General features: G+C 67.8%; 7 protein-coding genes and 1 riboswitch. Of the genes, 3 read left to right on the forward strand and 4 right to left on the reverse strand.

The window, feature by feature from the left end; all coding sequences use genetic code 11:
* On the reverse strand, positions 1-772 hold a 772-nt coding region (locus tag ELR45_RS17270; RefSeq protein ID WP_165367865.1), incomplete at its 3' end, for an LLM class flavin-dependent oxidoreductase.
* Positions 773-843: 71 nt separating this feature from the next.
* Here ELR45_RS17270 and ELR45_RS17275 point away from each other — a divergent pair.
* Complete coding sequence (locus tag ELR45_RS17275) at positions 844-1,932, forward strand: GlxA family transcriptional regulator (protein ID WP_129667499.1); 1,089 nt, start codon at positions 844-846, stop codon at positions 1,930-1,932.
* Here the strand turns inward: ELR45_RS17275 and ELR45_RS17280 are convergent.
* Genes ELR45_RS17280 through ELR45_RS17290 form a run of 3 tightly spaced genes read right to left on the reverse strand, consistent with a single transcriptional unit; the run spans position 1,833 to position 4,653 of the window.
* On the reverse strand, positions 1,833-2,597 hold the full coding sequence (locus ELR45_RS17280) for an ABC transporter ATP-binding protein (protein ID WP_129667596.1): 765 nt from the start codon (positions 2,595-2,597) through the stop codon (positions 1,833-1,835). The genes ELR45_RS17275 and ELR45_RS17280 overlap by 100 nt on opposite strands.
* A 35-nt stretch (positions 2,598-2,632) precedes the next feature.
* Complete coding sequence (locus tag ELR45_RS17285) at positions 2,633-3,700, reverse strand: FecCD family ABC transporter permease (RefSeq protein WP_129667500.1); 1,068 nt, start codon at positions 3,698-3,700, stop codon at positions 2,633-2,635.
* Entirely contained in the window at positions 3,697-4,653 is a 957-nt protein-coding gene (locus ELR45_RS17290; protein ID WP_129667501.1) for an ABC transporter substrate-binding protein, read from the reverse strand. The genes ELR45_RS17285 and ELR45_RS17290 overlap by 4 nt, the downstream gene beginning before the upstream one ends.
* 70 nt (positions 4,654-4,723) lie before the next feature.
* Positions 4,724-4,863, reverse strand: a riboswitch (cobalamin riboswitch).
* Between the two features lie 209 nt (positions 4,864-5,072).
* On the opposite strand from ELR45_RS17290, the gene ELR45_RS17295 reads away from it, so the two are divergent.
* Both ELR45_RS17295 and ELR45_RS17300 read left to right on the forward strand, forming a co-directional pair.
* Complete coding sequence (locus ELR45_RS17295) at positions 5,073-7,493, forward strand: Ig-like domain-containing protein (protein ID WP_129667502.1); 2,421 nt, start codon at positions 5,073-5,075, stop codon at positions 7,491-7,493.
* 330 nt (positions 7,494-7,823) lie between these two features.
* Positions 7,824-9,404, forward strand: a 1,581-nt coding sequence (locus ELR45_RS17300; RefSeq protein WP_165367866.1) for a S1 family peptidase, incomplete at its 3' end; no start/stop codon positions are given.

The following is a 9,404-nucleotide window of genomic DNA, read 5'->3' on the forward strand; positions in this document are numbered from 1 at the left end:
CCAGCAGGTCGTCGGTCACGCCGCCGTCGCCGGGCTGTGGATATCCCGCCGTGGCGAACATGTTCGCGAAAGCCGGCGTATTGACGAATGGCACCAGGTGCGGACGCGCCCATTCCAGAGCCGCCGCGCGGTCGTCCGTGACCGCGACGGCGACCTGCTGCACGATGTGCGGGACCGCCCGGCCTGCCGCCGCCGCGCCGCGAGCGAGCGCGGGTCGTGCGACGTCGTCCAGGTACGCCGGCGGGCAGTACCAGGACATTGCAGCATCCGCTACCTCGCCCGCGGCCTCGAACGCCTTGGTTCCCAACGCGGCGAGCACGATCGGTGTGCCAGGAGCGGCTGGAAACTCGGCATCGACTGTGTAAAACCCGCCCTGGTGGTTCACCTTTCCCTGCTCTAGACCGGCCCGGAGGACGCCGACGTACTCGCGCATGCGCGCCAATGGTTGTGCAATCGGCGCACCGATCGCGGCCGCGGTGACCCCGAGGTTGCCGGTCCCTACTCCCAGCTTCAGCCGCCCCGGCGCCAGCGCCTCAAGCGTCGCGGCCTGGCTGAGCAGTGCGACCGGATGCCGCGTGAACACCGGCACGATCGCCGTGCCGACGGTGATCCGCTCGGTTCGGGCAAGAGCGGCGCCCAACAAGGTAGGTGTGTCGTAACTGGTCACCGGCATCACAGCCCACACGGCCGGAACCCCTGCTCGCTCGGCCCGCTCGATCAAGTCAATGGTCTGTGGCACGGAGTCCACGAAGAATCCCAGTCCTGTCTGCATGACATCCATCGTGGGCGTCGAACGATAGCGTGGACAGTGGCCGGATGGTCAACATGTGAAAGAATCAGGCCATGAGTCGTCTCGACGTTGCTCGTCCACGCCGCATTGTTCGCCCGCACCGCGTCGTGGTCATCGCCATGGACGGCATCATCCCGTTCGAGTTCTCAGTCCCCGCCCGCCTGTTCGGGGCGGCGCTGGACGAGACCGGCCGACCGCACTACGAGGTGGTCACCGCGTCCATGCACGCCGAACCAGTGCGGACCAGCGCCGACTTCGTGATCACCCCGGGCGAGAGCCTCGTCGACGCGATCGCCTCAGCCGACACCGTTGTCATTCCAGCACTGGAGCTCGCAACGATGGATCCGCACCAGGTCGGCGCCGTGGTCGAGACGCTGCACCACAGACGACGTGGCAGCCGGATCATTTCCATCTGCACCGGCGCACACGTGCTGGCCGTGGCCGGGCTGCTCGACGGCCGACCGGCCACGACCCACTGGAACCACGCGGCCGAGTTCTCCCGCGAGTTCCCCGCCGTCCTCCTCGACCCCGACGTGCTGTTCGTCGACGACGGCGACGTGCTGACCTCCGCAGGTGCTGCCGCCGGAGTCGACCTATGTTTGCACCTCATCCGGCGTGACCAGGGCAGCACGACCGCCAACGCGGTCGCCCGCTCGTGCGTCGTGGCACCGTGGCGCGAGGGCGGTCAAGCTCAGTTCATCGATGCGCCGATGCCCGATCATGAGGACGCATCGACCGCGTCCACTCGGGCCTGGGCCATGGAACGGCTCGATGCTGACCTGACGCTGGCGAGTATGGCCAAGCACGCGTCGATGAGCATCCGAACCTTCACCCGACGGTTCCGCGACGAGACGGGCACCAGCCCGAACCGATGGCTGACTCGCCAACGCGTCGACTACGCCCGGCGCCTGCTGGAGTCGACGGATCTGCCCATCGATCAGATCGCCGGCGCGACCGGACTCGGAACGTCCGCGTCACTGCGCAGCCACCTACGCACCGCGATCGGAGTCTCCCCCTCCACCTACCGACGCACCTTCCAAGCTCAGCCGGCCCCCCGGCTGACGCCCTCCGAGTTTCCGCGCAACGGAACGACGACGACGCCACCTTCGGGATCGGTGAGGATCCGCACACGGGCGCCGTAGTGAGCCGAAAGCAGCTCCTCGGTAAGCACTTCCTGGGCCTTCCCCTGTGCTGCGACCCCGCCGTCGACCAGCAGGACGAGATGATCCGCGAACTGGCCGGCCGTCGTGAGGTCGTGCAACGCGCTGACGACCGTGAGGCCACGCTCCGCGCGCAACTCGTCCACCAGCTCCAGAACCTGCTGAGCATGACCGAGGTCCAGCGAACTGGTCGGCTCGTCCAGCAGGAGGAGCGGCGCCTGCTGAGCCAGCGCACGAGCGAGCACCGCGCGCTGGAACTCACCGCCGGACAGCGACATCACCGGCCGCTCCGCCAGGTCTCGAAGCTCCAGCGTGTCAAGGAGCTCATCGGCCACGGCCAGGTCCTCGGCGGACTCCACCCCCAGATACGGCAGATAGGGCGTCCGCCCGAGCAGGACGTAGTCGAGCACCGTCATCCCAGCGGGCCGGGTGGCTTCTTGCGGTACGACGGCGACCATCCGGGCACGTTCCCGCGACCGCATTCCGGCCAACGGCTTCTCACCGAACTCGATGGCGCCCGAGTGCCGCACTGAACCCGCCACCGCGCGGAGCAACGTCGACTTGCCCGCACCGTTCGGGCCTACCAGGGTCGTCCAGCTCCCCACCGGAACCGTGAGGGTCACATCGTCGACGACCAGCTTGCCCATCAGCGACACGCCGACCTGGCTCACAACGAGTCCGTTCACCACACCCTCCGTGAGGCCCGCAAGACGAGCGTGAAGAACGGCGCGCCGATGAACGCCGTCACCACACCCACCGGTAGCTCCCCGGGTGAGACCATCGTCCGGGCAGCCAAGTCGGCGCTCACCAGAAACGCGGCGCCGACCAGGGCCGACAGCGGCAACACGATCCGGTACGAGGTGCCGGCCAGCATCCGCACGATGTGCGGCACGACGATCCCGACGAAACCGATCAGCCCGCTCACCGCGACCGCGGCCGCCGTGCCGAGTGTCGCCGCAAGTACCACGAGCAGCCTTACGCGCGCCGCCGGCACGCCCAACGTCCCGGCCTCGTCGTGACCGACGCTGAGCACGTCCAGCAGGCGTCGATGGGCCAACAGCACTCCCGCCGAAATCGCGATGTAGGGCAATACGGTCAGGACCTCACTCCACCCGGCCGTCAGCAACCGGCCGAGGATCCAGCCGTACACCTCGCGCAGCGAATCCACGTTGCGCTGGTTGACGTAGGTCTGGACCGCGGTCAGAAAGGCGGCCACCGCCACGCCGGCGAGGATCAGCGACGTCGTGCTCCGCCCGCCCACGCTCCGCCCGAGCGCGTATGTGGCCGCCACCCCGGCGATTCCGCCGACGAACGCCGCCAGCGGCAGGATCACGCGGTTACCCCCGGAGACGATCGCGAACGTAGCGCCCAGCCCGGCGCCGGCGGCCACACCGAGCAGGTAGGGATCGGCCAGCGGATTGCGGAAGACGCCTTGGTACCCCGCGCCGGCGATCGCCAGCATGCCTCCGACCAGCATGCCCAGCACAATCCTGGGTGCGCGCAGCTTCCAGAGCACGGCTGCGTCACGCTCGCTGAGCCCGCCGTCGAGCTCCACGCCCGGGATCTGGTTCACGATCTCGACCAGCACTGACTTCAGCGGAAGCCCGGCCGGGCCGGTGACCATGGCGAGCAACACCACGACGACGAGTACAGCGAGCGCCAGCAGCAACCAGCGGCGGGGCAGCCGGACAGGACGTAGCTCGGGCGTGCCGCCGGGCTCGTCGACGGGTGGCGGGCTGACCGAGCTCATCCAACCGGCTCGAGCATGCCGACTCTCTCGTCCACCAGGAAGCGCAGGTAGTCGACCACACGTGGCCCCCAGCGGCTGGCCACGTCACTGTCGACCTCGAAGACGCGGTCTTCTCGGACCGCGGTCAGCTCGTCCCAGCCCGGACGCCCGGCGATGTCCTCCGTAGTGACGCCACCCTCTCCTCCATCGGCGAAGAAGATCATGTCGGGGTCGGCGCTGACGATGAACTCCGGGGACAGCTGCGGGTATTCGCCACCCGCCTCCGGCGCCTCATCGGCGATGTTGACCATGCCTGCCAGTCCATAGAGCTCGCCGATGAACGTCGAACCCGTCACGGTGTAGAGGTTCGAGTCGACCTCGTGGAAGTACGTGACGTCCTCGGCGTCCTCGGGGACCTCCGCGATGATCTCGTCGATGTCGGAGCGGACCCCGGCGACCACCTCGGCTGCTTCCCCGACGTTTCCGGTCGCCGCGCCCAGCTGCTCTATCTGGCTGTACGTGTCGTCGAGCGACGTCGCCGGAGCGAGGACCAGGGTGGGAACATCGATCTCGGCCAGGCTGGACACCAGCTGTCCCGGGTCGGAGGACGCCACGACGAGGTCCGGGTCGTAGCCGACGATCGCCTCGACATTGGGCTCGAATCCGGACAGGTCCGTCGTCGGCGCCTCTTCCGGGTAGTTCGAGTACTCGTCCGCAGCTACAACCTCGTCTCCCGCGTCGATGGCGAACAACATCTCGGTAGCGGTCGGCGACAGCGACACGATCCGTTCCGGCGCGGCCGGGATCTCCACGGCGGCGTCGCCGTCTCCGACGGTCACCGGGAACGACGCCTCGGCCGCGGTTGTCTCGCTCTGACCGGGCTCGGCTGCTTCCGACGCATCGTCGTCGTTCCCGCACGCCACGAGCACCATAGGGATGACAGCGAGTACAGCGAACCGGGGGAAGTCCTTCATTCAACGCCTCCTTCACAACGGCGAAAGGGCGCGTGGGCGGCATCCGCCCCGCGAACCGCCCCTCTACCGAGGACGAATCCGGGCCGAGAGGCTGGCGACCTGGCTCGTCCCACCTTCACGCGGGCGGGCTTCACAGTTGCGGGACAGCGCCGGATTCTCACCGGCTTCGCAGACACTCACGGCACCTGGGACATGGCCCAGACGTTTGTGATTCTAGCGCGTCTCCCCTCGTGGAACGTGCGTCGGTCCTTGACAACGACGGCTCATGCTGCATGCAACTCCGCGATCCGGATGCAACAAGGCCCAAACGGGGGTAACCTTGCTCGGGTTTGCAGGATCCAGCGTGCGCGCACGGTCAAGAGTTCCGCTAATGTCACGATTCGCGCAGCGGGTCCATACGGGGAACAGGAGAGAGTCGCATGAGCGGAGTGGCAGCCAGCCGCTGCATGCTCGTGGCGTGTGTCTCCGTCATCGGAGGCACGCTCGTGGCCGCGACCGCCAACGCGCAAGAGGCCGACGAGGATGTACCCGCCGCAGAGGTCTCGATGAGCGAGTTCGATCCCGAGGACTTCTCGGACCAGGCCGCTGATCTTCCGGCGGACCTGATCGACGCCATCGAGCGTGACCTGGATATCTCCGCGGAGAGGTATCTCGCTCAGGCCGCTGCTACGAGGGTCGCCGACGATGTCGTCGACTCCCTCGGTGACATCGTCGCCGCCGCGTGGCTCGACCACCAGACCCTGCACATCGCCGTCGACAGCCGCTCGGACCAAGCCGCGGCCGCTGCCACGGGAGCCCAGGTGCACGTCGGCGACGCGCTGACCGACGCGTTGCGTGCCGCTCACGAGCAGGGCAGGGTGGCCTACGTCGATCGGCAGGAAGGCCGCGTGGTTCCGGTCGAGACCGACCTCGCCGGCGAGCCGGTGCGTGACTCAGACCTGCTCTCCCGGGAAGGCGACGAGTCCGACGCCGATGCTGACGCCTCCGGAACATTGAGCGGCGGCTACGGCTTCTGGACGCACGATTCACTCGTCGCGTACGAATGCACAGCCGGGTTCAACGGAGTCACCGGAGACGGCGGCGATGCCACGCTCACCGCCGGGCACTGCAGCCAGGGCGACTCGGGCCAGCTCCAGGGCCCGTACACCCTTCAAGGCCACCCGCTCGTCGTCGATCAAGAAGACGAGGACGAGCCGGACGAAGAAGACGAAGACGGGGACGACGGCGGCCTGCTCCCCGACGATCTCCCGGACCTATCCCTCGACCCCGGCCACGAGAGCGAGACCGAGGACTCCGAGACCGAGGACTCCGAGCCCGAACCCATCGGTGAGCTGCTCGGGGACGCCTCCCACTTCGGCGACGGAAACGACGCGGCACTCCTCGAGGTCACCTCCGACGAGTGGACTCCCCGCCCCGAGGTCGCAGGCCTCGCGGATGAAGATGGGCAAAGGAACGCCCTGCCCGTGTACGACTCGATCCGCCCGATCGCCGGTGCGCCGGTCTGTGCCTCAGGCGCCGTCTCCGGCTGGTCCTGCGGCACGATCCTCGACGCGGAGAGCGTCATTCCGGTCAGCGGCGAGGACGTCTCGGGCTTCCTGCTCGACGCGTGCACACTGCCTGGAGACGGCGGCGGACCGATCATGATCGGGAATTACGCTGTAGGGATCAGCTCCGGATCGACCTGGAGCGGCACAGACTGCGCGGACGGCGGAGCCGAGGACGGTCGAGACCTCGCCGCCGCGTACCCGCTCTCCGGCGGCCAGGAGAGCGTTCAGGCGCTGTATGGCGACGATTGGAACCTATCGGTGCATGTGGGCGCCCCGACCGTTGTCGCACCCGCAGAGGGCGACGTGACCGGCCGGCATCCCACCATCCGCGGCCGCGCCGACTCCGCACCCGGTTCTACTGTCGTCGTTTCCGTCGGCGGTGCAGATCCGGTCGAGGCGGAGGTGGGGGCCGACGGGCGATGGCGGGCACCGATCGACGAACCGCTGCCTCCGGGAAGCCATAGCTACAGCGCTACCGTCACACACACGCCACCGGGCGCCGACGAGCCGACCACCTCCGAGGCCGTCACCGGAAGTTTCGACGTGGCAGAAGTGGCCTCGCTCGTGGTGCTGACGCCTTCCGAGGGCGAACAGACCAGTAACACGCAGCCGCACTTCGCCGGCACCGGCGACCCAGGAGCTCAGATCACGCTGACCTTCGACGACCAGTCGTCGTCCACGGTCGTCGATGACGACGGCACCTGGACCCTGTCTCCACCCGAAGGGATTCGCGCCGGCCGCTTCGACGCCACCGTGACGCAGGACGTGGACGGAACCATCGACAACGTCGAGGTGGCAGGCGTCGGGATCGTGCCCGGGGCGCCGTTGGTCGTCGGGCCGCTCGACGACATCGAGAACGGGTACACGGTCACCGGGACCGGGATCCCAGGAAGCACGGTAGCGCTGCGGATCGAGCGGGATACGGCCGACGAGGACGACTCGTCCGCCGGGGAGTCCGTCAACGGCGCGGAACAGACCGCAGCCGCCGCAGACCACCTCACGCAGACGGACGACTCCGGGGAGTGGCAGGTCGAGGTCGGCGACGTACCGCCTGGAGCCTATACCATGACCGCGGTCCAGGCTGTCGATGACCTGTCCTCCGAACGCTCAGCCTCGACCACGCTCGACATCGCTCGACCGTCGCCGCAAGGGATGCGAGCCGCAGGCGGGGACGACGACCTGGTCGACACCGGGAGCGCCTCCCTGACGATTCTCCTGGCCGGCACCGGCTTTCTCGTCCTGGGAGCAGCGGTTCTGCTCTGGACCCGGCGACGGTTCCTCACCCGCAGCTGAGTATCGCGGCTGCAGTTGGGATCACCGGTTGAGCCCTCGGCTGGAGTGACCGGCCACAACGCCCTTCATCGTGCCATCACGACGGGTGATTCTGCACCGCTATACGGACACTTACGTGACAAATTAGGACAAATAGCCTCATATCGATTCTCCTTACCATATGTCGCCCCGATCTAAGACATCGGGGGTGGGTACAAAAACGACATCTCCTCCGGTAGCGTGACGCCGGTTCCGGTCTGTTGGCGAATGCGTCAACAGCGTGCTTTCTCCGGATTTATTTGGGGGGCTCTACCGGAACGTGATGTTCATGACACAGAACTGGAGATGTGCGTGAGTAACTCCAAGTACCGTTACCGACGCGGTGCGAAACGGCTGGCAGGCGTACTGGCAGCCACCGCCGTCGTCGGCGCGGGCGCGGTCGCCACAACAGGCGTCGCGTACGCGGACGACAACGAATCCCTCCCAACGCTGCAGACGTTCGATGCAGCCGACTTCGCGTCCCAGGCAGCCGAGCTGCCTGCGGGCCTGCAGAACGCAATCGAGAGCGACCTGGGTCTCTCCCCCGAGGCCTACCTGGCCAATGCGGAGGCCGCCAAGGTCGCCGCAGAGGTCGTGGCCGAGCTTGAGGCCGACGGCGTCGGCATCAACGGCGCCTCGATCGACGGCCAGGACGTCACCATCTACGTCTCTGCCGAGGCCGAGGTAGAGCTCTTGGCGTCCATCGGCGCCACCATCGAGGTCGGCGAGCCGCCGGAGAAGGACTTCGACGGCGACTACGAGGCGAAGGATGACCTCAAGGGCGGCTACGGCTACATCTCGTCCCAGGACGGCTCCTACGTCGGCCGCTGTTCGGTCGGCTTCAACGGCTATGACGGTGGCGGCAACGACCGCTACCTCAGCGCCGGTCACTGTGGCGTCGACGGCCCGGACGGCAACGAGCTGGACCTCGTCGACCACCTCGTGCTCGACGAGCCGGTCGGCCCGGACGGCGAGATCGACATCGACGACATCGGTGGCCCGATCGGTGAATGGGTCCCGGGTTCCGCGCAGTTCGGCGCGGACGTCATGCACGACGGTGGCCTCGTGGACGTCACCGCGGACTGGGGCAACGTGCCCGAGGTCTCGCAGTGGGGAGGAGGCGCCGGTGACCCCACCGACGGCTCCGTGACCGTCCATGGCTCCATCGACCCGATGGTCGGCCAGGACGCCTGCAGCTCCGGCGCCACGACTGGCTGGACCTGCGGTGAGGTTCTCGCCGAGGAAGAGGTGTTCAGCTACGGCGGCACCGCCGACGTCCAGGGCTTCGCGTTCGAGGCCTGCATGTTCGGTGGCGACAGCGGCGGCTCGATCGTCGTTGGTAACTACGCCGTGGGTGTCAACTCCGGCGGTTCGGTCCTGCCCGAGGGCTCGACCTGCGACGACTGGGACCCGGAAGCCGGCCACATCGGCATCGGCTACGCCATGAGCGGCAACGAGTACAACGCCTTCGACCTGGTCGGCGACGACTGGGAGCTGAACGTCGAGGTCGCGGCTCCGGTCGTCGACGAGGCGACAGAGACCAGCATCGAGGGTTCGGTCGAGAACGCCGGCGCGGATCACCGCGTGACGCTCTCCGTTGAAGGTGCCGGCGAGTACGAGGCCGACGTCAACGCCGACGGCGAGTTCGCTGTCGAGGCCGAGCTCGAGGCCGAGACCGAGTACTCCTACACGGCGCAGGCTTTCTACGGCGACCACTCGCAGTCCGAGGTCACCGAGGGCACCTTCACCGTTGGTGAGCCCGAGGACCCAGAAGACCCCGAGGACCCGGAAGACCCGGAGGACCCCGAGGTCGAGGACCTGGTCATCGCTTCCCCGGAGAACGAGCAGACCACCAGCAACACGCGTCCGCCGTTCGAAGGCACCGGCGAGCCC

This window comes from Phytoactinopolyspora endophytica (genome assembly GCF_004138495.1).
Classification (GTDB): Bacteria; Actinomycetota; Actinomycetes; order Jiangellales; family Jiangellaceae; genus Phytoactinopolyspora; species Phytoactinopolyspora endophytica.

Bases quoted from the DNA above. Each gene is read 5' to 3' on its own strand.
- ELR45_RS17275 (WP_129667499.1), top strand. From the start codon at position 844: ATGAGTCGTCTCGACGTTGCTCGTCCACGCCGCATTGTTCGCCCGCAC.
- ELR45_RS17280 (WP_129667596.1), bottom strand. From the start codon at position 2,597: ATGGGCAAGCTGGTCGTCGACGATGTGACCCTCACGGTTCCGGTGGGG.
- ELR45_RS17285 (WP_129667500.1), bottom strand. From the start codon at position 3,700: ATGAGCTCGGTCAGCCCGCCACCCGTCGACGAGCCCGGCGGCACGCCC.
- ELR45_RS17290 (WP_129667501.1), bottom strand. From the start codon at position 4,653: ATGAAGGACTTCCCCCGGTTCGCTGTACTCGCTGTCATCCCTATGGTG.
- ELR45_RS17295 (WP_129667502.1), top strand. From the start codon at position 5,073: ATGAGCGGAGTGGCAGCCAGCCGCTGCATGCTCGTGGCGTGTGTCTCC.